The organism is Neoaquamicrobium microcysteis (assembly GCF_008180155.1).
Taxonomy (GTDB): domain Bacteria; phylum Pseudomonadota; class Alphaproteobacteria; order Rhizobiales; family Rhizobiaceae; genus Aerobium; species Aerobium microcysteis.
In genome coordinates, this window is the sequence record NZ_VSZS01000067.1 from 61,650 (window position 1) to 87,136 (window position 25,487).

The window sequence follows — 25,487 nt, forward strand, 5'->3', positions numbered from 1 at the left end:
ATCCAGACTTCCTCCCGAATTGAAATGCTATCGGATTGAAGAGCCGCTTTCAATCGATTAAAGCAACCACATCCAAACGGAGGTGCCGATGATCCTGTGCTGCGGCGAAGCGCTGATCGACATGCTGCCGCGCAGCACGAGCGAGGGAGAGCCGGCCTTTGCGCCGTATGTGGGCGGAGCGGTGTTCAATACCGCCATCGCGCTGGGAAGGCTCGGTGCCCAGACGGCTTTCTTTTCAGGCATTTCCAACGACCTTTTCGGCCGCCGCCTCAGCGACGCACTCACCGCCAGCAAGGTGGACCTGCGCCACGTGCGCTTCTCCGACAAGCCGACGACGATGGCTTTCGTCCATCTGACCGACGGCCACGCCACATACACCTTCTATGACGAGAATACGGCCGGCCGGATGCTTGAAGAGGCTGATCTTCCGGCGCTTGATGATGAGATAAAGGCGCTGCACTTTTCCTGCATCAGTCTGATTCCGGAACCCTGCGGCTCGACCTATGAAGCGCTGATGCGCCGTGAGCACGAGCACCGCGTCACGATGCTCGACCCCAACATCCGCGCCGGCTTCATTCCCGACAAGGACCGGCATCTGCTGCGCATGCGGCGTATGATCGCCATGGCCGACATCGTCAAGCTGTCCGACGAAGACCTCGCCTGGTTCGGCGAGACCGGCAGTCATGACGAGATCGCCGGCCGCTGGCTGCACGCAGGGCCGAAGGTGGTCGTCATCACACGCGGCGGCAAGGGCGCTGTCGGCTACACGAAGGATGCGCGGGTAGACGTTCCGGCACGCCCGGTGACAGTCGCCGATACCGTGGGCGCCGGCGACACCTTCAACGCCGGCATCCTCGCATCGCTCGACGAGGCCGGCCTCCTGCACAAGGAAGAACTGGCAGTACTGTCGGAAACAGACCTGCGCGCTGCGCTGGATTTCGCCATGGGGGCCGCCGCTGTCACCGTCTCGCGTCCCGGCGCGAACCCTCCATGGCGGCATGAGCTTGGCTGAAACGATGGGCGAAGCTTCAACCTTGCCGCCCGTGGTGGTGATGGGCGTCGCGGGCTGCGGCAAGTCGGCCGTTGGGGCCGCGCTCGCCCGCGCGCTCGGTGCGGATTTCATCGAGGGTGATAGCTTCCATCCGCCCGAAAACGTTGCGCTTATGGCAGCCGGCACGCCGCTCACCGACGATAACCGCGCCGGCTGGCTAGACACGGTCGCCGGCGAGATCGCGGCACGAACGGCAAGAGGCGCGCCGGTCGTCGCCACCTGCTCGGCGTTGAAACGCAAATACCGCGACCGGCTGCGCGCGCAGAACCCGTCGCTTGTGTTCGTCCATCTAGCGCTCGATCGCGAGACGGCGTTTCGCCGCGTCGGCATGCGAAAGGGCCACTTCATGCCGACCAGCCTGGTCGAGAGCCAGTTCGCCGACCTGGAGCCCCCGTCCGGCGACGAAGCGGCGCTGGCGCTTGACGCGACGCGGCTGATCGAAAACCTTGTGAGCGAGGCTTCGTCGTACATACGCTCACGCGAAAAATAGTCTTTACGGGAAACCGGAGCTTCGGGAGGAGAAGGCATGTCGGAAGGCCCCTACGAGATTATCGACCCACGCTTTGCGCGCCTCGTCAACGGCACGGCAAAGGTGGAACGGCTCTACACCGGCTGCCGCTGGGCTGAGGGGCCGGCGTGGTTCGCGGCCGGACGCTACGTCGTCTGGTCCGACATTCCCAACAACCGGATGATGCGCTGGGACGAGACCGACGGCAGCGTCTCGGTCTTCCGTGAGCCCGCAGGCAACACCAACGGCAACACGGTCGACCGACGTGGTCGTCTGGTGAGTTGCGAGCATGGCGGCCGGCGCATCAGCCGCACCGAATATGACGGCCGCGTCATCACTATCGCCGACCGCTGGAAGGGCAAGCGCTTCAACTCGCCCAACGACGTGGTCGTGCGCTCAGACGGCACGATCTGGTTCACGGACCCGACCTACGGCATCGACAGCGACTACGAGGGCGACAAGGCCGAAAGCGAAATCGGCGCGTCCTACGTCTACCGCGTCGACCCGGTAACCGGCACGGTCGACGCGGTCGTCACGGACATGGTCAAGCCGAACGGGCTGGCCTTTTCACCCGACGAGACGAAGCTATACGTCGTCGATACCGGCCGCTCGCACGGTCCGGAGAACCCGGCCAACATGCGCGTCTACGACGTATCGGCAGAAGGCAAGGTGTCCGGCGGCACGGTCTTCGCCGACTGCACGGCTGGCTTCTTCGATGGTTTCCGTTTCGACACGGAAGGACGCATCTGGACGAGCGCGGCCGATGGCATTCACTGCTACGACACCGACGGTACGCTGATCGGGAAGGTGCTGATCCCTGAGGTGGTGTCGAACTGCGTGTTCGGCGGCGCCAAGCTCAACCGGCTTTTCATCACCGGCACCACCTCGCTCTACTCCGTCTACCTGCTGGTAAACGGCCACCGTACCTACTGAAACGCGGCGTCGTAGGCGGCGATCGAGGCACGGGCACGGGCACGCACCTCATCCGCGCTCATGCCTGGCCGGTAAAGGCTGGTGCCGAGGCCGAATGTGCGGATACCGGCGGCGGCGTAGTTCTCGAAGTCGGCTTCCGACACACCGCCCACCGCTCCGATCTCGAGTTCAGGCGGCAGCACCGCGCGCACGGCCTTGATGCCTGCGGGCCCAAGAACGCTGGCCGGGAAGAACTTCAGCGCCGACGCGCCGGATCGCACGGCAAGCAGCGCCTCGGTGGCCGTGAATACGCCCGGCATCGACACCAAGCCCTTCTCGCCGGCCCGCGCGATGACGGCTGGCTCGACGTTCGGGCTTATCATCAGCCGGCCGCCGACATCAGCCAGCCGGTCCACGTCGGCGACTTCCAGCACCGTGCCAGCGCCGACGAGGCAGCCCTGCGGCGCAAGCCGCACCGCCTTGCCGATGGAGACGAACGGCTCCGGCGAGTTGAGCGGGATTTCCAGCGCCTCGAACCCTTCCTCGATCAGCGCCGCAGCGATAGGCTCGATCTCGTCCGGCCCTACGCCGCGAAGGATCGCGACGAGCGAACGCCTGAGCTGCGGCCATGCGGTCATGTTCCGTCTCCCCATATCGTGTTTGCCGCGCGCAGCAGGCCGGCGCGCACCGCCTTGTCCGCATCGATGGCCTGCACCCGCGCACCTACCGCGTCCAGAGCGGCCGCATAAAGCGTGCCCAGCCGCCCGGAGGCGACGAGCGCGGTATCGCCGCTGCCAAAGCGCGCCCGCGCGCCGGCTATCTCCAGCCCGATGAGCAGGCCTGAAAGCCGCGCCCCGCCTTCCGCACCGTCGCGCAAGCCTAGCAGCGGGCCTGAGCGGATGGAAAACAGCCTTCCGATCGCCAGGTTCGGCTCGTCCACTGCCTCGCGCACCGCGCGGACGAAGACCGGGTCGTCGGCCGCCACCTGCTGCCCTTCGTCGATGGCCAGCCGCAGGATCGAGTGCGAGGCGAGTACCGCATAGGTCTCGCCGGTCATGAAGGTGGCGAAGCGTGCGACCGCGCCGTCTTCCAGCGCCACCCATTTGGAATGCGTGCCAGGCATGCAGACGAGACCCGCTCTCATGCCGCTGGCGATCACGCCCAGAAGCTGCGTTTCCTCGCCGCGCATCACGTCCGGCCAGTGCGGGTCGCGCTGCGCGACGCCCGGCAGAATGCGCATGTCTCGGGAATGCTCCACCTTCACCGCACGCGCAGCCGCATCGTCGAGGGAAGCCGGCGTGTCGATGTAGGCCGCTTCCTTCCATCCCTGCCGCGCGCCGACCATGCCGCATGCAACCGCGGGCAGGCCCTCGGGCGCGCCGAGTTCGGCCAGATGACGCTCGAGCACGGCGGCAAAGCCTGTCTCCATAGCCTTCATCATGCCTTCGTCGCTGCGCGCCTCGCCGAGCACGGCGCCATCGCGCGAAAGCAGCCACAGGCGGAACGACGAGGTTCCCCAGTCCACCGCAGCGACGAACGGCTCTCCTCCCATTCCCGCCTCCTCAGGCAAACGGCACCGCGGCCGTGCCAAGCGGCAGCTTGGCCTCGTCGTCTGGCTCGACATGGATAACAACGCGAACCGACGGTATTTCGTCGCCCAGCGCCGCCTCTATCCTGTCGCAGATGGCATGGCTTTCGCCCACGCTCATTGCCGCGTCTACCACCATGTGAAACTCGATGAAGGTCGCACGCCCCGCAATGCGCGTCTTCAGGTCATGCACCTCCAGCGCGCCGGCCGAATTGGTCGAGATGATGTCGCGGATGCGCATGTTCTCGTCGATCGGGACGGCGCGATCCATAAGCCCGTCGAGCGACGAGGTGATGACCTTCCAGCCCTGCCACAGGATGTTCAGCGCCACCAACAGCGCCAGCAACGGGTCGAGGAAATGCCATCCTGTCAGCACCGCGGCAACGAGGCCGATGATGACGCCCACCGATGTGACCACGTCGGTCATGACGTGGTGGCCATCGGCTTCGAGCGCCGGAGACTTGTCGCGCCGCCCGACGCGGATGAGCAGCAGCGCCCAGAAACAGTTGATGGCGGCGGCAACCCCGTTGATGGCAAGCCCCTCCCAGGGCTGCTCCATTGGCGAGAGATCCTGCCAGCTTCGCCATACCGCACCCATGATGAGCAACGCCGCGACGACGATCAGCACGCCTTCCAGCACCGCGGAGAAATACTCCGCCTTGTGGTGGCCGTACTGGTGATCACGATCGGCCGGCTTGTGGCTGACCGAGATCGCCCAGAAGGCGGCGAAGCCAGCGATCACGTTGACGATGGATTCCAGCGCGTCCGAATAGAGCGCCACCGAGCCCGTCACCCACCACGCGACGAACTTGAGGCCCATCACGCCGAACGCGACGACGATGGACCACGCCGCGAGGCGTCGTATGCGCTGCTTGGTGGTCATCGTCCCTAGGCAGCCTTCACCTTCGCCTTGCGCGGCAGATGCGCCACAACGTTCTCGATCATGCGCATCCCCGCATTCTGGCCAAGGGTCATGATCGATTCCGGGTGGAACTGCACCGCCGCGACAGGTTCGCTCCTGTGCTCGAATGCCATCACGACGCCGTCCTCGGTCTCCGCCGTTACGAGGAACTCGTCCGGCAGGCGAACCGGATCGGCGAAGATCGAATGGTAGCGCCCGACCGTCACCTCCTTCGGCAGGCCGGAGAAGATCGTACCCGGCTTGTTGACGCGGATGCGCGAAGGCTTGCCGTGCATGGGAACTGCAAGCTGGCGCAGTTCGCCGCCATAGGCTTCCGCCAGCGCCTGCAACCCGAGGCACACGCCGAAGATCGGCAAGTCACGTTTGCGCGCTTTCTCGATAGTCGCTTTCGTGTCAAAATCTTTCGGGCTGCCCGGTCCGGGCGACAGCACGACGAGATCGGGATTGATGCGGTCGAACACTTCTTCGGCAACCGGCGTGCGCACGGTCGAAACCGTCGCCCCTGTCTGGCGGAAATAGTTCGCCAGCGTGTGCACGAAACTGTCCTCGTGGTCGACCAGCAGGATCGACACGCCCTCGCCCACCTTTGCGCTCTCGCGCTCTGCCGCAGACGCATTGCCGGCCGACGCCTCGCGTATGGCGGCCAGCATCGCCGATGCCTTCAACTCCGTTTCGGCCTCTTCCTCGGCCGGGTCGGAATCGTAGAGCAGTGTCGCGCCGGCGCGTACCTCGGCAATGCCATCCTTGATGCGGATGGTCCGCAGCGTCAGCCCGGTGTTCATGTCGCCGTTGAAATGCACCATGCCGATCGCGCCGCCATACCAGCCGCGCGGGCTCTTCTCGTGGTTCTCGATAAAGCGCATCGCCCACAGCTTCGGGGCGCCCGTCACGGTGACAGCCCATGCGTGCGACAGGAAGGCGTCGAATGCGTCCATGCCCTCACGCAGGCGGCCCTCGATATGGTCGACCGTATGGATGAGTCGCGAATACATCTCGATCTGGCGACGGCCGATGACGCGCACCGAGCCCGGCTCACAGACGCGGCTCTTGTCGTTGCGATCGACGTCCGAGCACATGGTCAGCTCGCTCTCGTCCTTCTTGGAGTTGAGCAGCTTGAGTATCTGCTCGCTGTCGGAAATCGCATCGTCGCCGCGCTTGATGGTGCCTGAAATCGGACAGGTCTCGACCCGCCGCCCGTTGACCCGAACGAACATCTCCGGCGACGCGCCGATCAGATATTCGCCTTCGCCGAGATTGATGAAGAAGGAATAGGGCGACGGATTGATCTTCTTGAGCCGCCGGGTGATGTCCGAGGGCTTGGATTCGCAGCGCTCGAAGAACATCTGCCCCGGCACCACCTCGAACAGGTCGCCCCGGCGGAAGCTCTCCTTGGCCTTGTCCACCAACCGCGCATATTCGCCAGGCTCGTGGTCGCAGCGCGGCGGGATGCGGTCCGACGCGCGGAACGGCTCTTCCACGCTGTCGCGCGGCAGGCCCTCGGTGGAAAAGCCCTCGCCCGCATAGTCGTAGCGATCGTGCCAGGCCTTTGCCTGATGGTGATCGACCACGAGGATTTCATCGGGCAGGAACAGCACCAGATCGCGCTGGCTTTCGCCGCGCTTCAGCTTCTCCTCGACACGGTCGAACTGGAAAGCGAGATCGTAGCCGAATGCGCCATAAAGCCCGAGATTGCTGTCTTCCGGCGAGCGGAAAAGATCTACCAGCGCCCGCAACAGGGTAAAGACGGTGGGTGCCTTGCTGCGCTCCTCCTCGGCGAAGACACGGCCGGGTTCGGCCACCTGGATAGCGACCAGCTTGCCGGTCTGTTCACTGATCGTCACGTCCGGCGAAGCACCCACCGTCCTTGCGATCAGCGGCAGCAGCACCTCGCCACGCGCGTTCAGCGCTTCGATGCGCACCGCCCTGCCCTTGGCGCTGACAACCAGCGGTGGGTCGATCATCGCGGTGTCCCAGCGCGTGTAGCGACCCGGATATTCGTAATTGGAGGAAAAAACGCAGCCGCGCCGCGAATCCAGCGCGTCGATATAGGTCTCGATCGCACCTTCATAGGGCGTGTCGTGGCGCTGGCGGGTGATCGCGACGCCCCCGGCCGTCACGAAGCGCTCCGCGCCGTTTTCAAGCAGTTCCACCGTCATTCATCCGTCTCCATCGAGGTTTCCGGATCAGCTTGAAAACAAAATGGCCGCCCGGAAATCCGTTGCGGCCACCACATTTCACGCGCACGCGTTCGCTGGCCGCTAGCTAGCTGGCCCACCACCAAAGGGTCTTGTTCGAACGCGCGATCATCGCAAATTCATTAGCGATCTTGGCGGTCCGGCGCAACTGCCATGTCGCGCTTCCAGTAGATCATCTGCCGGCACCGAGCCGCAGCGACGCATCTTCAACATTCACCCGCCGCCAAAGCGCCTGCGTGACGGAATAGAGCGAGAACGCCAGCAGGCCGGCGCCCATCATCGCCAGCAGCACCCATCCCATAGGCAGGCCGATAATGAAATCCAGCGCGTCGCCAAGCCCCGGCGTATCGGCACCGTCGCCCGACCCTCTAACGCCACGGGTAATGAACAGGATCGCGATCACCGCGAACACCAGTCCACGCGCGCACAGCCCAGTGATCGCCACCGGGTCGAGCCATTCATCGAAGCGCGGCGGCACCTTGATATGATCGCGATAGCGCTTGCGTATCGCCTTGACGAAATGCGCACCGGCCACGACGAGAAATACACCGGCCAGCAACCAGGCAGCAGGCCGCGCGCCGACGAGGCCCGACAGGAACTCGGCAAATGCGCCGCCATTGCCCTCTCCCGCACCGTCGTCGGCGCCTCGCCAGAGCGAAAACGTGAAGATGGTCAGCACGGAGTAGCTGAACCCGGACGCGAGCAGCCCCGCCCTGACGCCGAGGCCCTTCGGGTCGAAGCCGTGGTGATCCGGATCGAAGATGGCCTGTATGAAGCGCCAGATCGCATAACCCGCGAGACCAGCTATCAGCACCAGAACGACGACATCGCCGAAAGCGCTGCTGGACATGAACTCCAGCGCGCCGCGCGTATCTTCCGTCTCACCGCCCCGGATCGCGGCGGAAAGGGCAAAGAGAGCAATCACTAGATAGACGACACCGCGAGCGGCATAGCCGAGCCGCGCGACGGGCTTTATCCAGGTGGGATCGACCTGGGCGGCGCGTGCGATTTTCATCGCGCCTTTTCCCGAGCGCGCTCGCGATACACACGCAACGCGGCGACGACGAGCCACGAAAGGCTGGCCCAGGCGACACCCAGCGCCCAGCCTGCGGCCACATCGCTCGGCCAGTGCACGCCGAGATAGACGCGGCTGATGCCGACTGCGAGCGTCAGCAAGACCGCTACCGACAGCACGTAGCCGCGCACAAGCGTGGAATCGACCAGCCGCATGATGAGCGAAGCGAGCGTGAGATAGACGACGGCGCTCATCGTGGCATGGCCGCTCGGAAAGCTGGGCGTGTGAATGGCAACCAGGTGATCGACAATATCGGGGCGCGGCCGATCATAGACCAGCTTGAGCACGTGGCCCGCTATCGTGCCCGTCACGATGGATGCCAGCACGAACAGCGCCGGTCCGGCCATTCGCATCATGAAGAGGTATCCGACGACGACGGCTACCATTACGACGAGGATCGGATAACCACCCAGTGCGGTGATCTCGACCATCGTTTCCTCGAGCCAAGGCGGGCCGATCACCTGAGAGCGGTCCGACGGATCGCGGAAGAGCAGCAGCAGCGCCTCATCGATCGCGCCCAGTTCATCCTCGCCCACCTCATCGGCCAGTTGCAGGAACGCGAAGACCGCCGCTCCCAGAAGTGCCATCAGCGCGACAGGAAGAAGTGCGGATCGGGTGTCGCGCATGCCGCGCACGAGTTCGCCGATCGCGGTCATGGCCTACCGCCCCCTGACTGCCGCTGCGGTGCATGAATGACTTGCAACTGATGCCCTCTCATCTTGGCTAAGAAATAATCCCGACGAAATTTGGTTCCGGCCATCGGCCGAGCAACAACGAAAGCGGGCGCGCTTCGTGTGGAAGCGCGCCCGCAAGCCCCGAGACGCCACCGATGGTGAGCGTCAGAAAAGCCCTTCGATCTGGCCGTGCTCGTTGAGGAATATCTTCTCCGACGACGGCGTCTTGGGCAGGCCCGGCATGGTCATGATCTCACCGCAGACGGCCACGACGAAGCCCGCGCCGGCCGACAGCCGCACTTCGCGCACCGGCACGACATGGTCGTTAGGCGCGCCGCGCAGGTTGGGGTCAGTCGAGAACGAATACTGCGTCTTGGCCATGCAAACCGGCAGATTGCCGTAGCCCGCCTGCTCCCACTGGTGAAGCTGGTCGCGCACCGACTTGTCGGCGATGGCGTGGGAGCCGCGATAGATGCGCTTGACGATCGTGTTGATCTTGTCGAACAGCGGCATGTCGTCGGGATAGAGCGGCGCGAACTGCGACGAACCGCTTTCGGCGAGTTCCACCACCTTGTTGGCAAGTTCCTCGATGCCGGCCGAGCCCTGCGCCCAATGCTTGCACAGGATCGCCTCCTCGCCCATCGAGGCGACATAGTCTTTCATCGCCTGGATTTCGGCGTCGGTGTCGGAATAGAAATGGTTGATGGCGACCACGGCCGGCACGCCGAACTGGCGCACGTTCTCGATATGGCGGCCGAGATTGGCGCAGCCTTTCTTCACCGCCTCGACGTTTTCGGTACCGAGGTCGTCCTTCTTGACGCCGCCATTCATCTTCATCGCACGCACCGTGGCGACGATGACAGCGGCGGCCGGCTTGAGCCCGGCCTTGCGGCACTTGATGTCGAAGAACTTCTCGGCACCAAGGTCCGCGCCGAAGCCCGCTTCGGTGACGACGTAGTCGCCCAGCTTCAGCGCCGTGGTGGTGGCGACGACGGAGTTGCAGCCATGCGCGATGTTTGCGAACGGCCCGCCATGGACGAAGGCCGGATTGTTCTCCAGCGTCTGCACCAGGTTCGGCTGCATCGCGTCCTTCAGCAGCACCGTCATTGCGCCGTCGGCCTTGATGTCGCGGGCGTAGACGGCGGTCTTGTCCCGGCGATAGCCGATGATGATGTCGCCGAGGCGCTTCTCGAGATCCTTCAGGTCGTTCGAAAGGCAGAGGATCGCCATGACTTCGGACGCCACCGTGATGTCGAAGCCGGCCTCGCGCGGGAAGCCGTTGGCCACGCCCCCGAGCGAGCAGATGATCTCGCGCAGCGCCCGGTCGTTCATGTCCATAACGCGGCGCCACGCCACGCGGCGCACGTCGATCTGCTGTTCGTTGCCCCAGTAGATGTGGTTGTCGATCAGAGCGGAGAGCAGGTTGTGCGCCGTGGTGATGGCGTGGAAGTCGCCGGTGAAGTGGAGGTTCATGTCCTCCATCGGCACGACCTGCGCATAGCCGCCGCCGGCAGCGCCCCCCTTGATGCCGAAATTCGGCCCCAGCGAAGCCTCGCGGATGCAGACCACCGCCTTCTTGCCGATGCGGTTGAGCCCGTCGCCGAGGCCGACCGTCGTTGTCGTCTTGCCCTCGCCCGCAGGTGTCGGGTTGATCGCGGTGACGAGGATCAGCTTGCCGTCCTTGTTGCCCTTTACCGACTTGATGTACTCGGCAGACACCTTCGCCTTGTCGTGGCCGTAAGGCAGCAGGTGCTCATGAGGGATACCTAGCTTCGCCCCGATCTCCATGATCGGCTTCTTTTTTGCGGCGCGCGCGATCTCGATGTCGGTCTTGAATTCGGCCATGTGTCTCCCCCGAAGGTCGGCTTGTTTGCGACGCGGCGAAAGCGCCGTCGTTGCGCGCATAGAAGCCCGACAGGGGCGCATGTCGCCGTCTCAAAACAGCCGCGCAATGCGCGAAATGCGACAGGCCCCGCGCCTGCCGCTGCCTGCGCTAACGGTCCAGCACCTGCCGGAGCTCAACCAGATTGGACCGAACCTGGAGCAGGTTGAAGCCCATCGTCGCCAGATGAGACGGGAAGAACGCGCTCGACTCGTTGCCGTTCGAGATGATCCACGGCTGCACGTCGAGCGACCTGCGAAGCTGTTGCTCCATGCGCGTCCACAGCGCCGTGAGGTTACGCTCGGCGATCACGGCCGCGAAGTCGGACCGCGCAGCCGTCAGGATGCCGTGATAGGCGTAGAGCTGGCCGTAGGCGAACCAGAACCGGTCGTCGGCGCGGAGATCGAACCAGCCTGCGTCCGACTGCTCGATGCGCTGGCGCAGGATATCCGAGGTCGAGCCGATATCGCCCGCGATGCGGTCGAGAAACTGCATCAGATTGTCGGCGCGCGCGTCGAACGTCGCCTGGCAGCTTTCGAGACTGGCGTTGAAGGCCAGCAGCTTTTCCCTGCCCTCTCGGAACACGCTCGGCGACGGGCGCGTCGGGCCCCGCCAGCCGATGTACCAGGCGGTTTCGCTCCACGCCATGGCCGTGCGAGCGTCCTGCAGGTTCTGGTCGATCTGCGAGGTGCCGCGCACGCGTCCCAGAGTATCGACCAGTTCGGTCGTGGTGCGGCGCAGAACCTGGTTGATGCCCAGCTGGAAGGCCGCTTTGTTGTCGAAGAACGGCGTGTAGCGCCAGTCGATGCCGAAAAGTCCAGCTTTCGACACCAGCATCGAGGAAATCCACGCATTCTGGTTCACGTTGAAATCCACCAGGTCGGCGGCCACAATAGTAATCGCCGATGGCTTGCAGCTCTGCGCGGCCTGCTGTCCCGTGGTGGTGCCTACAGGCTCGCCGGCAGCCGTCGTGCCGCCCGTCTGTACGATCTGGCTGGGATAGTCCGGATCGAAGTTTGTCCAGAACTGGGTGACGTAGAAGAAATATGCGTAGAGGATCACGATCCCCGCCAGAATGAGCCCGACCACGCTTCGCAATATCCAGCCGCGCTTCGCATACCAGCGCCCCGCCCATATGAACGGCATCAGCAGCACGCCGATGACCACGCCGATGCCCCGGCCAATGGCCTGGAAGACGCGGGTGAAGAAGCTGACGATCGGATCAAGCATTGGTTCGCCCTCAGTCTTTCAGGCCATAGAGCCGCGCGCGGAAACCCGCCTTGTCCTTCAGATACGTATCTTTCAGCGTGTCCACAACATGCTTGCGCCAGACTGCATTGAAACCCTCGTAGTCGGCGTAGAAGCCCTGCTTGTTGAAGATATAGCGCGACACGAAATCGAACGGTACGAAATCCGAGATCAACCGGTTGGTCAGCCACGCGTCGGGATGCTCGGGCTTTGCCCGCACCAGCAGGAAGCGACGGTCGGGCCGCACGTCATCCATCTTCATCTGGCCGAGCTGCGCCAGTTCTCGCTTGGCCGCATTGAGGAAGGGAAAGGTGCCTTCGCGATTGATGAGGTCGGCATGGCTGTGAATCCAGCTCTGCAGCCAGACCCGGTCGGCATTGGCAAGGTCGCGCTTCGGGTCGCCCTGATGGATCAGCATGCGAACGACCATCTCGGCGCGATGCTCCAGATAGTTTGACTGCTCGATCCACGATGCGCGCGGCAGCTCAACCCGGCCGGTCGAAACGAGGAAGTCGAACACGCGCTCGGCGTCGTGCAGCGACAGATAGCTCACCTGCCACGGCCGCGACCGGCGAAAGCCGGGAGCAGACGGGTCGCTGATGACCGTCGTCATGTCCGGATCGACGAAGACGTAAAGCCCGCCGAAATGGCTCGTCCAGTAGGCGTTGTGGCGGAAGATCACCTGATCGGGCACCAGCGCGTTCTGGCGGATGTCGCCCGTCACCTTCGCCAGTTCCACCATGTGCTCCATCATGGCGGTGTCGCGCCACGCTTCGGGCTCCTGCTTCAGCCGATCCACCAGCGTCGCCAGTTCGGCGGCCTTGCCCGTCACGTCCTCGGCAGACAGCACCCTGAATTCGACCTGATTGATAGACAGAAGATCCTCGATATCCTCGACCTTGGCGACCGAATCCTCGATCTCGCCATACAGAACGTCCTTGATCGTCAGCGCATTGATGACGCGGGCGTTGGCGGAGAGAAATTCGTAGAGGAGCTGCGAAGTGTTGGAGAACGCCGTGTGAACAACCGGCAGGTCGATCTGCTGCGGGGTCAGGATGATGAAGCGGCGGTTGATCTGGTTGGGGTCGAGATAGCTTGTGTCGCCCAGGTCCTCGGCCACCTGCGGCGAGAAACCGGTGCGGTCGATCTCGATCGTGTCGCGCTTCGTCGGCTTCAGCCCGAACGCCTTCAGCGCCTTGTTGTAGCGCTCTATCAGATGCGGCTCGTCGACGGTCAACAGCCTGCCATAGATCAGCTCGTTGTCGCGCAGCAGGTCCATCAGGCGCTCCACGCTCCCCGCGCCTTCATCGCCTCGATTTCGCCGACAGCCCTTTCGCGCAGCCTCGCGTCGCGGATCAGCTTCTTTACGGCCGAGTCGTCGGACTTGTCGGAGTAGCGGAATTCGGAGTCGGCGTAGCGGTTGATCTCCTGCATAACCATGTCCATCGTGAACGGCCGGCGCAGTTCCTCGATCATCGCCTTCTTGTCGTCGTAGCTCTTGCCCATGAATGCCTCGCGCGTCTCGAACCACTCGTCCGGCAGCTCGATGTCCATGGCGCGCATCTTGATCGCGTCGGTGACGTTCTTGATCGCGCGGCCGGTGAAGCGCGGTTCGGCCTCCTTGATGCGGTGGAGATAGTCGCCCACGTCGGCAAGCGACTTCGGCTCGCCTCGCTCATCGAGGAAGCGGTCGTAGACCCGCTTTAGCCCTTCTTCCCGCGGCTTCGCATGCTCCTCATAGGCGGTCTCGACCGCACGCTGGATTTCCTGTGCTTCGAAGAGCGCGTGCTCGCCCAGCGGTATCTTGTGGTTCTTGCCGGCCAGCAGCACGAAGATGTCGATGTAGTCCTCGCGCGTCTGCGGCCCGTCCACCAGCCAACGCGCGCCCGCACGTTGGCGCAGGGCATCATCGACATTCTCTGGATAGTTGGAGAACATCCCGAAAGAGCAGTTGCCGCGCACGACGGTGCCCGCACCCGCGAACGCATCCATCAGCACGCCTGTGATTTCCTGCTGGCCGGCAGATGCACGGTCGTCGGAACGCTTGGCCGCCACCTGGTCGATGTCGTCGATGGTGCCAAAGCCGATCGCACGTGGGTTGAGGATGTTGTTGATGAACTGGCGGCAGTTCTGGCCCGACTTGCCCTGATAGGACGAAATCTGGTCGACGCCGAAATTCTCGTAGTGGAACGGCACGCCCGCAACCTGCGCATAGTCGTTGACGATGCCCGCGATCATCTGGATCAGCGTCGTCTTGCCGGTGCCAGGCGCGCCGTCGCCGATGAAGGTGAACAGGAAGCCGCCCAGCTCCACGAACGGGTTGAGCTGCCGGTCGAGGTCGTACGCCATCAGCATCTTGGCGAGCTTGAGCGACTGGTATTTGGCGATGTGGTTGCCGACCACCTCTTCCGGCTTTCGGAACTGCATCACCAGCGGCTTCGCCTTGCGGCCCGGCGCGACGTCGAATCCGTCGATGGTGAAATCGTCGCGCTCGATACGGATATGCGCGTTCTCGAACGCCCCGAGGGCGTCGAAGCGGCCTTTGCGCGACAGGAGCCCCTCGATGGCGACCGTGGCGAAGGCACGCGTGCGCGCAGGCAGGTCGATGTCGTCCTTGGCTCCTGCAAGCGCAGCATCCAGCCCCGCGATCAGCGCCTTGAGCGCGTCTTGCTGGGTATCGAACGCGTACTCGGGCTCGGCCACGTCGCCAGGCGCTTCCGTATCGCTTTCCACCGTCTGGAGCAGATAGGATGCGAATGTGAAAGCGGCGACATAGGAGGCAGCCGAAAGCAGACGCTTGTAGTGGGCAACGTCGTCGCCCTCCAGCGGCGAGCGCGCGTTCTTCGCCTGCAAATCCTCCAGCGCCGTCGATTTCGCGAAAGTGTCGGCGACGGCCATGGCGATGGCGAGCCCGCGCCTTGCCCTATAGAGCAGCGTGTGCTGCGGGATCGATAGCAACTGGTCGTCCGGCCGCACGGCCTGTACGGTCTTCGACAGTTCCACCTCCCGTGTGCGTCGCACGGAGCCGGTCGACACGGTCGAGACGAACCGCCGCCCGGTGCCTGCCAGCTCCGTCTGGGAGCGCCCGGACGTATCCTCCAGCACCACGACACGTGTGATGAAGCTTTGCGCCATGGCGCGATGCTTCTCGATATCGGCTTCGGAAATCGCGGTCAGGCCGGTGTCCATCAGGCTTCTCCCCTACACATCGCTTATCACCTGCCCGTTGGAGATGATGTGCACCTGGTAGCCGGCGAAAATCTTCTGCGCCTCGCCTGCCGCGTAAAGCGCCTGATAGGCCTCGTGCGGAATCAGCGCGTGGCGCTCATAGGCCGAAACGCCCATGCGCGCGGCTTCGAGGTCGTCGGTGTTGATGTGAAATTCCTCGCGCGCCGGCTGGCTGGAAAAAAGCCCCTTGCGCGCCGGCTGCTCCGCCTTGGAGAACACCTCCTGCACCGTCCACGTCAGCAGCCAGGCGTTGTCCACCCGCCGCACCTTTGAAAGCACGTCGGCGACTGTCGAGTTGTGCTCGGTGATGCCCGCCGAATAGAACGGCCCCAGCACGACACGGCGCAGTTGCTTGGGATGCAGCGTATCGAAGTCCTTGTCGAGATTTCCTGCGATGGTGGCGGGCGACAGCGAATAGGACGAGTTCTTGCCCGCGAAATCGTCGAAGCGATGCGCCAGTTCGGGGTTCAGCAGTCCGTCCACCGGCAGGGGAATCTTCACGTCCTCGTTGAACTTGCCGTCGCGGCCCACAAGCTGCCGCACGACGTTGTCGGACGAATCCTCGATCGTCGCCATGTAGACGAGCGGCAGGTTTGCCGTGCCGTCGAACGCCCCCCAATGCACGACATAGATCGGCCGCCCTGTCTTGGGGTTAACCGAAACCCTCACGGTCTTGGGCAGCACGAACGGCGCGAAGACCAGCCCCCGCGACACTTCCTCAAGATACAGCCGCTCGGCCATCGATTTGCGCAGCGCGTCGGGCATGGCGCGATGGCGCAGGATGAAATCCGCCATCTCCGCGCGCAGCACGGCTGGTTCGGGGATCGCGGCCAGCCTCTTTTCGGCGCTGCGCTGGTCGTTGTCGAGCTCCAGCACGTTCTGGAAGACCGGGTAGCCGCTTTCCGCCCGCCCGATGCGGAAACTGTCCATGAACCCAAGCCGGTTGCGCCAGCAGGCAAATGAGTTTTCCAGCCGCACGATATATTCCGACATCACCTTGGCTACGAGGTCGTGCCGGTAGAACGGCGAACGCTCGTCGCGCAGGAAGATGTCGAGGCCGCCAAGCGCCGCGGAGATCGCGCCGAAATAGCGCGAGACAGGGTCGTTGGCGGAGCTCATGCGCAACGTTCCAGCAGCAAATACGACGATTGGTGCGGTTGGCCGCGATAGCCAATCTCCCCCCGTGCGGGGGAGATGTCCGGCAGGGAAGAGGGGGGGGACATAGGGCTCAAAGCTCCCGACGGAACGCCTATTGCCTCACATAGTCCGCCGCATTGTGCTTCTTGAGAACGTCGTCGAAGCGACGGGCGAACGCGTCGTCTGCCAGCTTCTTGCGGCGCTGGATATCGGCGGTCGTCACCATGTTCTTCTCGTGCAGTTCAAGCAGGTCGCCGATGTGGCGCTGCGCCGCAGCACCTATACCGGCCATCGTCTCTTCGGCGGTGTTGTCCACTTGGCTGCCCAGCGTGTTGATGCGGTGCGCGACTTCCTGCTGGGCGGCCGTCTTCAGCGAGTCTTCCAGCGCCTTGTAGAGGACGATGCGCTGCTCGGTATCGATGGTCAGCTTGTTGATGAGCGTGTTCTGCGCCGCGATCTGGTTGTTGAGCGAGTCCACGAAGGTCTGGAACATGGAGGTGTAGCGCTCCAGCGTCTGGCTCTCGGCGAGCAGTTCCTGTTCCTTCGCCTGCGCCTGGTTGTACTCGGTCGCGAGCTTCGAGCGTTCGCCTTCGAGCTCGGTGCGCTGGGTCTGGCTGGTGGAAGACGCGATGCGGTTCTCGATGTCCAGCAGCATCGGGTTCAGTTCCTCGATGCGCTTCTGCGTGGCGGTCAGCGCTTCGATGGTGCCCTTGCGGCGCTCGATCACCTGCGCGAGGCTTGTCTCGGAGGTCTTGTAGCGTGCGTCGAGGATGTTCTTCTGCTCGGTCAGGATACCCACGATGGTGTCGGACTTGGCCAGCAGCTCCTGCAGGTTCCCCGCCAGCGACATGTTGCGAACGCGCTCGGTCCGCATGCGCTGCTTGCGCTGCGCGGAGAAGACACCGACGAAGTTCTCCCAGCCCGTATAGCTCTTCATGCTCTCGAACTCGGCACCGAACACGTTGGTGGCGTCTTCCAGCCCGATGATGAGGTCGGCGATGTTGCCCTCCATCACCTTCTGCTGATTAAGCACGTCCTGGATGCGCGCATTCTCTATGTCGAAATCCGCCGCGCCGATCTTCTGGTCGGTCTGGGCGAACTTGTCCAGCACCACGCCGGACTGCTCTATCCTGGATCGCATGTCTTCGACAACTTGCTTGGTCTTGGCAATTTCGGCATCGAAATTCTGCAGCGTCGCCATGCGTTCTCTCCAACCCCGTGAAATGACTTTGCGGAATATATGTGGGGCGGATAGCGATTAAAAGACGCCGCACGCATCGCGCGCATCAAACCGCGCCGTTGGGTTGAGCCCGCAGCTACGCCAGCGCGCGCGCCTCGCGAAACGACACCAGCCTGCGCTGGTCCTCGTCCCAGAGCGCAAGCTTCACGCAGCCCAGGCTCTGGGCGATGGTTATCCGTCCAATCTCGCGCAGTTCAGGAAAATCGCGCAGCACCTCGGGAAGCCTGTAGCAGGGCACCTTGCTCGACAGATGGTGGACATGGTGGATGCCGATATTGCCCGTCAGCCAGTTCAGCGCTCCGGGCAGGTCGTAATACGACGACCCGTGCAGAGCGGCCTTGCGGAAATCCCATTCCGGGCCGCTCGACCAGTGGGTCTCCTCGAACTGGTGCTGCACATAGAAGAGCCAGATGCCGGCGGCTCCAGCCAGAATGACGATCGGGAGATGCACCAGAAGGAAGGGCACCAGCCCCACCATATAGACGAGAGCCGCCACTAGAGCCGCGATCCCCACATTGGTCGCCATCGTCGAAATCCACGGATCCCTGCCGGCCTTCATCATGCCCAGCGGCAGCCGCTGCGTGACGCCGAACACCCAGATAGGCCCGATACCGAACAGCACCAGCGGGTGACGGTAGAGCCTGTAGCCGAGCCTGCCCCATCGTGAGAGCGCGCCATATTCGGCCACCGTCAGCGTCGTGATGTCGCCCACGCCGCGCTCGTCCAGATTTCCGGCCGTCGCGTGATGCGTGGCATGCGCGCGCCGCCAGTAGCCGTAGGGCGTCAGCGTCAGCACGCCGATTATGCGCCCCGTCCAGTCATCGCTGGTACGATGCGCGAAGAACGATCCGTGTCCGCAATCGTGCTGGATCATGAACAGCCGCACAAGGAAGCCGGCGGCGGGGATGGTCAGAAGCAGCCCCGGCCAGAACCCGTAATGCACCGAAGCCCATGACAGCGCCCACAGCGCTGCGAACGGGACAATGGTGACCGCCAGCTCGAAGGCGCTGCGGCCGCGATGCGGCGTGCGATATGCGGCCAGCACTTTGGTCCAGCGGCGGATGTCGGGATCGACGGGAGCGTGCGCGAGCGGTGCGTTCATCGACGCTTATAGGCATCGGGCCGGGCCGGGCTCAAGTGCGTCGGGGCCGAAAACAGCGCTCCTGTGCACAATGTCGCGGCGGCCGACCCTATTCGCCCGCGAAGCCTATCATGTCTTCAGGCGGAAGGCGGCCCATTTCTTCCTCCCAATGCCGGCGGCAGAGCGACACGTATTTGTCTTCCCCGCCGATCTCCACCTGCGCGCCCTGGCGCACCACCTTCCCGTCGGCCCCCAGCCGCACGACCATCGACGCCTTGCGCCCACATCGGCATAGCGTGCGAATCTCGCGCAGGTCGTCGGCCAGCGCCAGCAGCGCCTCCGAGCCCGGAAACAGCTTGCCCTGAAAATCGGTACGCAGCCCGTAGCACATCACCGGCACGCCCAGTCGGTCGGCCACCCGCGCAAGCTGCCATACCTGCTCTTCCGTCAGGAACTGCGCCTCGTCCACGAACACGCAATGCAACAATCCCGCTTCCAGCCTGTCGCGCACCCGCTGGTAGAGGTCGTCCTCGGCCTTGAACATCTCGGATTCGGCAGAAAGCCCGATGCGCGACGCGATGCGCCCCTTGCCGGCCCGGTCGTCCAGCGCCGCGGTGAAGAGCATGGTCGCCATGCCGCGTTCGCGATAGTTGTAGGACGCCTGCAGCAACAGGGTCGACTTGCCGGCGTTCATCGCCGAATAGCTGAAATAGAGCTTTGCCATCGGCCTATTAAGCGCAAGACGGCAAGCGATGGGAGATACCCGCTGCCGCCCTCCACCGAAAAGCGCTTGCGTCGCTGACAGGCAAGGCCCCGCCGCGCACCGTCGGGGCGCAGCGCTTGAATCCGGTGCCAAATGATGTTTGGCTCATGACAATCATCTAAAGGATGGCGAATTCGCCACCGGCCACCAAATGGGAGACGTTATATGTCGCACGGCAGGACTGTTCTGATTTCACTCGCGCTTTCGACGGCGCTGGGCGCGGGAAGCGCTTTCGCCGCCGAGCCTGAGAGTTGCCGGTCCGTCACCTTCTCCGACGTCGGCTGGACCGACATCACGTCGACCACCGCGACCGCCTCGGTCATCTTGGAGGCGCTGGGCTACCAGCCGGACGTGCAGGTTCTTTCCGTCCCGGTCACCTATGCATCGCTCAAGAACGGCGACGTGGACGTCTTCCTCGGCAACTGGATGCCGACCATGGAAGCCGACATCGCGCCCTACCGCGAAGACGGCTCGGTTGAGACGATCGTGACCAATCTGGAAGGCGCCAAGTACACGCTGGCGGTGCCGAAATACACCTTCGACGCCGGCCTCAAGACCTTCGAGGACATCGCGAAGTTCAAGGATCAGCTCGGCAACCAGATCTACGGCATCGAACCGGGCAACGACGGCAACCGGCTCATCCTCGACATGATCGAGGGCGACCAGTTCGGCCTCGGCGGATTCGAGCTGGTGGAAAGCTCGGAAGCCGGCATGCTGTCGGCCGTCATGCGCGGCGCGCGGTCCGAGCAGCACATGGTCTTCCTCGGCTGGGAGCCCCATCCGATGAACGCCAACATCGAGATGGAATATCTGGCCGGCGGCGATGACGTGTTCGGCCCCGACTATGGCGGCGCGACTGTGCACACCAACGTGCGAAAGGGCTTCACCGAAGAATGCCCGAACCTCGGCAAGTTCCTGACCAACCTGGTCTTCTCGCTGCAGATGGAAAACGAGATCATGGGCTCGATCCTGAACGACGGCGACGAGCCGAACGCGGCGGCCACCGAGTGGATCAAGGCGAACCCGGATGCGCTCGACCCATGGCTGGACGGTGTCACCACCTTCGACGGCGAGGACGCTGCGGAAGCGGTGAAGGCAAGCCTTGGGCTTTGAGAGCCTCTATAGGCTTAAGCTGCCCGCTCCAGCCTGACGATCACCCTCTCCCCGCGAAGGTCGGGGAGAGGAAAGCCTGCCGCAACGTATCGGCGCGTCGGCGCCGGCGACCCAAACATGTAGGAAGCTATGGACCCGATTTCGCAATGGATCGCCGGATGGAAGATCCCGATCGGTCGATGGGGACGTGAGTTTTTCGACTTCCTGACGTTCAACTTCGCGTGGTTCTTCGATTCGATCGCGAACGGCATTTCGGCCATCCTCGGCGGGCTCACAGACGCTTTGCTGTGGATGCCGCCCATCGTGGTCGTGCTGCTCGTCGCAGCGCTCGCCTATGCGCTCAAGCGCTCGTGGACCCTTGCCGTCGGCGTGGTGATCGGCTTCCTGTTCATCATCAATCAGGGCCTTTGGAAGGAGACGGTCGAGACGCTGGTTCTCGTCGTGGCGGCCGCCACCTGCTCGATGGCTATCGGTGTGCCGGTCGGCATCTGGGCCGCGCACAACGAGCGCGTCTATCGCGTGCTGCAGCCCATCCTCGACCTCATGCAGACGCTGCCCACCTTCGTCTATCTCATCCCGGTGCTGATCTTGTTCGGACTGGGCGTGGCGCCGGGGCTGATCGTCACTGTCATCTTCGCGTCCCCCGCCCCGATCCGGCTCACCTATCTCGGCATCACATCGGTGCCCAAGCCGATGCTGGAGGCCGGCGAGGCCTTCGGCGCGACGAAGCGTCAGCTCCTGTGGAAGGTCGAGCTGCCGTCTGCCATGCCCACCATCATGGCGGGGCTGACCCAGTGCATCATGCTGTCGCTGTCGATGGTGGTGATCGCAGCGCTCATCGGTGCGAACGGCCTTGGCCGGCCGGTGGTGCGCGCGCTCAACTCTGTCAACATCCCGCTCGGCCTCGAGGCGGGCCTCGCCATCGTCGTGCTGGCCATCATCCTCGACCGCATGGCGCGCATAGGCGGGGAGCAGCGCAAATGAGCGCCGCCGTCGAGTTCAGGAACGTCGATATCGTATTTGGCAAGGAACAGGCGGCTGCCATCCGCATGATCGACGCCGGCGCGACCCGCGCCGAAATCCTTGAAAAGACCGGCGCTGTGCTAGGCTGCGCGGGCGCGAGCCTCACCGTCGAGCAGGGCGAGATTTCGGTGCTGATGGGACTGTCCGGCTCCGGCAAGTCCACGCTCCTGCGTGCCGTCAACGGGCTCAACCAGGTCACGCGCGGCGAGGTGGTCGTCCATGACGACGACTGGTCGGCCGATGTCGTCTCCTGCTCGCCGGCCGATCTGCGCCGCATACGCCGCGAGTGCGTCGCCATGGTGTTCCAGCAGTTCGCCTTGTTGCCGTGGCGTACGGTGGAGGAAAATGTCGGCTTCGGGCTTGAGCTTGCGGGCGTGCCTGCCGCCGAGCGCCGCAACCGTGTGGCCAGTCAGCTTGAGCTCGTCGTGTTGTCGCAGTGGGCAAAGAAATACGCCCATGAGCTTTCTGGCGGCATGCAGCAGCGCGTGGGCCTCGCGCGCGCCTTTGCCACCGAAGCGCCGATCCTGCTGATGGACGAGCCTTTCTCCGCGCTTGACCCGCTGATCCGCACCAAGCTGCAGGACGAACTGCTGGAGCTTCAGGCGCGGCTGCGCAAGACGATCATCTTCGTCAGCCACGATCTGGAGGAAGCCCTCAAGATCGGCAACCGCATCACGATCATGGAAGGCGGGCACATCGTCCAGACCGGCGCGCCGGAGGAAATCGTGCTCAGCCCGGCCAACGACTACGTGCGCGACTTCATCGCAAATGTGAATCCGCTGTCGGTGCTGACCGCTTGGAACGTAATGCGCGACCGTCGCGATCTCGAACATGCCGGCGAGGGCTGGCTGTGGCTTGATCGGCGGCGCACCACGCGTTTCAGGCTGGACGAAAACGGGTTGGTCGTCGGCGCGGAGCGCAACGGCGAACCGGCCATATGGACCTCCTGCGATCCATTCGAGGCGCTGCCGGCCGATGCGCATCAGGTCTACTGGGCGCGGCCAGGCACCTCGCTGAAAGCGGTGATGCAGGCCATGCACCAGTCGCAGACCGCGCCGGTCGCGCTGTTCGACGATTCCTCACGCTTCGTCGGCGCCATCGGCGTGCGCGACGTGCTGAAATCTGTGATCCGCAAATAGCGCCTCCGACAGCCCGGAGAAACGAATCCCACCAAGGGGTGGATTTCGCAATGCAGCACGGTTATGCTGCATTGCGATCTCGCGTTTGGCCTTTTTAGGCGCATAGCGGGAACGGTCACTGACGCGAGACGTTCACCTCGGCAGAAGCAGGAGGCAACGATGCTCGGCACCGGCCCATCCAAGGACAATCCATTCGCTCCGAAAGGCGCGCGCAAATCGCGTCCGCGCACGGTCAATCTCAAGGTTTCGCTGCCTGCCGGCAGCGACGGGTCGGCCAGACGTCTGGCCCGGAAGATACAGGAATCCGTCGCCCGTACGCTGATGCGCGAAGGCGAGGATGCTTCGGCCCTCTCGGTCGAGGCGAGCCCCCAGCCTCAGGCAGCCCCCGCCAAGAAGGAAGCGCCCCAAGCCCCTACGCCTGTCGGCGGCGGTGCATGGTGGGCGTTCTGATGTAGCCGATGCCCGAAGAAGACCAACCTGACCCCTATAGCGTCGCCCTGCTCCTCGATTTCGATGGAACGCTCGTCGAGATCGCAGATCATCCGGGCAGGGTCGTCATCCCCGAAGACATACGCTCCGCGATCAACAGCCTGCATAAAGCGACAGACGGCGCCCTCGCCGTCATCTCCGGCAGGCCCATCGCCGAACTCGACGCCTTTCTGTCGCCGCTACGGCTTCCGCTTGCCGGCGTGCACGGCCTCGAAATCCGCGGCCCCGACGGCAGGCTCCAGACACACGACTACGAGCACGCTGCGCTCGACCGGCTGATCGAGGCGGCCCGCATCTTCGAGCGTGGCCGCTCGGGCCTTCTGGTCGAAACGAAGCCCGGCTCGGTAGCGTTCCACTATCGGCAGGCCCCGGCTCTTGAGCCGGACGTGCGCGCGTTTGCCGCCGAGATGGCGCGATCGACGCCCGGTGCCCAACTGATGCATGGCAAGATGGTCGCAGAACTCCGCCTCGGCGACCGCAACAAGGCCCATGCAGTCGATCATCTAATGGAGCTGCCGCCTTTCGCGGGCAGGCAGCCCTGGTTCTTCGGCGACGACGTGACCGACGAGGATGCGTTCGAACGCGTCAACCACATGGGCGGTCGAACCTTCAAGATCGGCCCGGGCGACAGCGAGGCCGCTGGCCGCTTCGCAGACACCGCAGCTTTCCACCGCTGGCTTGTGAGCATGGCAAGGGCCTGCGCCGATGCCAACGACATGCAGGGAGGTCACCAGACCAAGGGAGGCAATCGCGGCGGGCTGGGGGAACATGCCCCGTCGCACAATCTCGGGAGCATGAAATGAGCAGACTGGTGATCCTTTCGAACCGCGTGGCCGACCTGCGCAAGACCAGCCAGTCGGGTGGTCTTGCCGTCGGCCTGGCCGATGCGCTGCGCCAGCGCGGCGGCGTCTGGTTCGGCTGGGACGGAGAGACACTGCGCACCCAACCGCGCGAAGCCACCGTTGAGCAGATCGGAAATGTCCGCATGATCTCGGCCGCGATGACGGTCGAGGACTACATGGACTACTATGTCGGCTATGCGAACAGCGTCTTGTGGCCGCTGTTTCACTACCGGCTCGACCTCGTGGATTTCAAAGCGTCGTATTTCGACGCCTACCAGCGGGTCAACGCGCATTTCGCAGGTCTCGTCGCGCCCTATCTGGAAGAAAAAGACCTCATCTGGGTCCACGATTATCACTTCATCCCGATGGCAAACGCGCTGCGTCGTCTGGGTAGCCGCCAACGTATGGGCTTCTTCCTGCACATCCCCTTTCCGCCCCCGGACCTGCTGGCCGCCTCGCCCAACCATCGCTTTCTGGTCGAATGCCTGCTCGACTACGACGTGCTGGGCTTCCAGACCACCACCGACACCATCAACTTCCGCCACTATCTGGAAGAGTGGGGCATAGGCGAGGTCGTTGACGACCGCACCATCCGTTTCAACGGCCGCACCATAACGCTGGACCGTTACCCGATCGGCATCGACGTCGACGCCTTCAGCCAGATGGCGAGCGAGGTGCCCGAAGACGTGCGCATCGACGCGTCGCGCCGCGCTCAGCTCGGCCGGCGTCAGATCATCGGCGTCGACAGGCTGGACTATTCCAAGGGCCTGCCCGACCGTTTCCAGGCGTTCGGCCGTCTTCTGGCACAGCACCCGGAACTCGAAAAGCAGGTCACCTTCCTGCAGATCGCGCCGCCCACGCGCGAGGATGTGAACGCCTACGGAGACATAAGGGCAGAACTAGAGGGCCTGACCGGCTCCATCAACGGGCGCTTCTCCGACTTCAACTGGACGCCGCTGCGCTACATCCACCGCCCCGTGCCGCGGGAAACGCTGGCCGCGCTTTTCCGCGTCAGCCACGTCGGGCTCGTTACGCCGCTGCGCGACGGCATGAACCTTGTCGCCAAGGAGTTCATTGCCGCGCAGGACGAGGAAGATCCCGGAGTGCTGGTACTTTCGCAGTTTGCCGGCGCGGCCGAAGACCTCGAGGAAGCGCTGATCGTCAATCCCTACGACACGGACACGATGGCCGAGGCCATTCACCGCGCGCTGACCATGCCTCTGACGGAGCGTCTTGCCCGCCACGGGGCTTTGCTTGCCCGCATCGCGCAGCAGGACACCCACGCGTGGCTGGCCGCGTTCCTTGCCGATCTAGAGGTTGAAGGAGCGGGCGCGGGTCCGCGAAGGCCGCAGGTGGTAGGCACCCACGCGGCGTGAT

Annotated in this window: 23 protein-coding genes; 9 read left to right on the top strand and 14 right to left on the bottom strand. The window is 64.0% G+C overall.

Features of this window, described 5'->3' with window-relative positions:
* Positions 1 to 88: 88 nt before the first annotated feature.
* Genes FY036_RS19060 through FY036_RS19070 form a run of 3 tightly spaced genes read left to right on the top strand, consistent with a single transcriptional unit; the run spans position 89 to position 2,492 of the window.
* A complete protein-coding gene (locus tag FY036_RS19060; protein ID WP_148916359.1) occupies positions 89 to 1,012 on the top strand; it encodes a carbohydrate kinase family protein in 924 nt (307 codons plus the stop codon).
* A 4-nt stretch (positions 1,013 to 1,016) separates the two neighbouring features.
* Positions 1,017 to 1,541: a gluconokinase gene (locus tag FY036_RS19065; protein WP_235897719.1), complete on the top strand. Its 525-nt coding sequence runs from the start codon at positions 1,017 to 1,019 to the stop codon at positions 1,539 to 1,541.
* Positions 1,542 to 1,577: 36 nt separating this feature from the next.
* Positions 1,578 to 2,492, top strand: coding sequence for an SMP-30/gluconolactonase/LRE family protein (locus tag FY036_RS19070; protein WP_148916360.1), 915 nt, complete (start codon positions 1,578 to 1,580; stop codon positions 2,490 to 2,492).
* Here FY036_RS19070 and FY036_RS19075 read toward each other — a convergent pair.
* From FY036_RS19075 to FY036_RS19140, 14 genes are all read right to left on the bottom strand, one after another.
* Positions 2,486 to 3,109, bottom strand: a complete 624-nt coding sequence (locus FY036_RS19075; protein WP_148916361.1) for a 2-dehydro-3-deoxy-6-phosphogalactonate aldolase — start codon at positions 3,107 to 3,109, stop codon at positions 2,486 to 2,488. The two genes, FY036_RS19070 and FY036_RS19075, sit on opposite strands and share 7 nt — an antisense overlap.
* Positions 3,106 to 4,023 carry a 2-dehydro-3-deoxygalactonokinase gene (locus FY036_RS19080; RefSeq protein ID WP_148916362.1) on the bottom strand — a complete coding sequence of 306 codons (918 nt, stop codon included), beginning with the start codon at positions 4,021 to 4,023 and terminating at the stop codon, positions 3,106 to 3,108. Before FY036_RS19080 ends, FY036_RS19075 begins: the two co-directional genes overlap by 4 nt.
* Positions 4,024 to 4,033: 10 nt before the next feature.
* Positions 4,034 to 4,942: a cation diffusion facilitator family transporter gene (locus FY036_RS19085; RefSeq protein ID WP_148916363.1), complete on the bottom strand. Its 909-nt coding sequence runs from the start codon at positions 4,940 to 4,942 to the stop codon at positions 4,034 to 4,036.
* Between the two features lie 5 nt (positions 4,943 to 4,947).
* On the bottom strand, positions 4,948 to 7,137 hold the full coding sequence (locus FY036_RS19090; protein WP_148916364.1) for an anthranilate synthase: 2,190 nt from the start codon (positions 7,135 to 7,137) through the stop codon (positions 4,948 to 4,950).
* Positions 7,138 to 7,348: 211 nt separating this feature from the next.
* A complete protein-coding gene (locus FY036_RS19095) occupies positions 7,349 to 8,191 on the bottom strand; it encodes a DUF1206 domain-containing protein (RefSeq protein ID WP_148916365.1) in 843 nt (280 codons plus the stop codon).
* On the bottom strand, positions 8,188 to 8,907 hold the full coding sequence (locus FY036_RS19100; RefSeq protein WP_201744810.1) for a phosphatase PAP2 family protein: 720 nt from the start codon (positions 8,905 to 8,907) through the stop codon (positions 8,188 to 8,190). Before FY036_RS19100 ends, FY036_RS19095 begins: the two co-directional genes overlap by 4 nt.
* A gap of 183 nt (positions 8,908 to 9,090) precedes the next feature.
* Positions 9,091 to 10,770, bottom strand: coding sequence for a formate--tetrahydrofolate ligase (locus tag FY036_RS19105; protein WP_148916366.1), 1,680 nt, complete (start codon positions 10,768 to 10,770; stop codon positions 9,091 to 9,093).
* A 148-nt stretch (positions 10,771 to 10,918) separates the two neighbouring features.
* Entirely contained in the window at positions 10,919 to 12,037 is a 1,119-nt protein-coding gene (locus FY036_RS19110; protein ID WP_148916367.1) for a DUF2333 family protein, read from the bottom strand.
* Positions 12,038 to 12,047: 10 nt separating this feature from the next.
* Entirely contained in the window at positions 12,048 to 13,334 is a 1,287-nt protein-coding gene (locus tag FY036_RS19115; protein WP_148916368.1) for a DUF6638 family protein, read from the bottom strand.
* Entirely contained in the window at positions 13,334 to 15,244 is a 1,911-nt protein-coding gene (locus tag FY036_RS19120) for an ATP-binding protein (protein WP_148916369.1), read from the bottom strand. Before FY036_RS19120 ends, FY036_RS19115 begins: the two co-directional genes overlap by 1 nt.
* A 12-nt stretch (positions 15,245 to 15,256) precedes the next feature.
* Entirely contained in the window at positions 15,257 to 16,402 is a 1,146-nt protein-coding gene (locus FY036_RS19125) for a hypothetical protein (protein WP_148916370.1), read from the bottom strand.
* A gap of 130 nt (positions 16,403 to 16,532) precedes the next feature.
* Positions 16,533 to 17,621 (bottom strand): GumC domain-containing protein, encoded by a 1,089-nt coding sequence (locus FY036_RS19130; RefSeq protein WP_148916371.1) that lies wholly within the window; start codon positions 17,619 to 17,621, stop codon positions 16,533 to 16,535.
* A 115-nt stretch (positions 17,622 to 17,736) separates the two neighbouring features.
* Positions 17,737 to 18,762 carry a fatty acid desaturase gene (locus FY036_RS19135; RefSeq protein WP_148916372.1) on the bottom strand — a complete coding sequence of 342 codons (1,026 nt, stop codon included), beginning with the start codon at positions 18,760 to 18,762 and terminating at the stop codon, positions 17,737 to 17,739.
* An 88-nt stretch (positions 18,763 to 18,850) separates the two neighbouring features.
* Complete coding sequence (locus FY036_RS19140) at positions 18,851 to 19,465, bottom strand: thymidine kinase (RefSeq protein WP_148916373.1); 615 nt, start codon at positions 19,463 to 19,465, stop codon at positions 18,851 to 18,853.
* A gap of 204 nt (positions 19,466 to 19,669) precedes the next feature.
* On the opposite strand from FY036_RS19140, the gene FY036_RS19145 reads away from it, so the two are divergent.
* The 6 genes from FY036_RS19145 (at position 19,670) to FY036_RS19170 (ending at position 25,486) form a co-directional block, all read left to right on the top strand.
* A complete protein-coding gene (locus tag FY036_RS19145; RefSeq protein WP_148916374.1) occupies positions 19,670 to 20,617 on the top strand; it encodes a choline ABC transporter substrate-binding protein in 948 nt (315 codons plus the stop codon).
* Between the two features lie 129 nt (positions 20,618 to 20,746).
* A complete protein-coding gene (choW, locus tag FY036_RS19150; RefSeq protein WP_148916375.1) occupies positions 20,747 to 21,601 on the top strand; it encodes a choline ABC transporter permease subunit in 855 nt (284 codons plus the stop codon).
* Positions 21,598 to 22,779, top strand: a complete 1,182-nt coding sequence (gene choV / locus FY036_RS19155; protein WP_148916376.1) for a choline ABC transporter ATP-binding protein — start codon at positions 21,598 to 21,600, stop codon at positions 22,777 to 22,779. The genes choW and choV overlap by 4 nt, the downstream gene beginning before the upstream one ends.
* A gap of 159 nt (positions 22,780 to 22,938) precedes the next feature.
* Complete coding sequence (locus FY036_RS19160; protein WP_148916377.1) at positions 22,939 to 23,229, top strand: hypothetical protein; 291 nt, start codon at positions 22,939 to 22,941, stop codon at positions 23,227 to 23,229.
* Positions 23,230 to 23,237: 8 nt separating this feature from the next.
* On the top strand, positions 23,238 to 24,071 hold the full coding sequence (gene otsB / locus FY036_RS19165; protein WP_148916378.1) for a trehalose-phosphatase: 834 nt from the start codon (positions 23,238 to 23,240) through the stop codon (positions 24,069 to 24,071).
* Entirely contained in the window at positions 24,068 to 25,486 is a 1,419-nt protein-coding gene (locus tag FY036_RS19170; RefSeq protein WP_148916379.1) for an alpha,alpha-trehalose-phosphate synthase (UDP-forming), read from the top strand. Before otsB ends, FY036_RS19170 begins: the two co-directional genes overlap by 4 nt.
* Position 25,487: the final 1 nt, after the last annotated feature.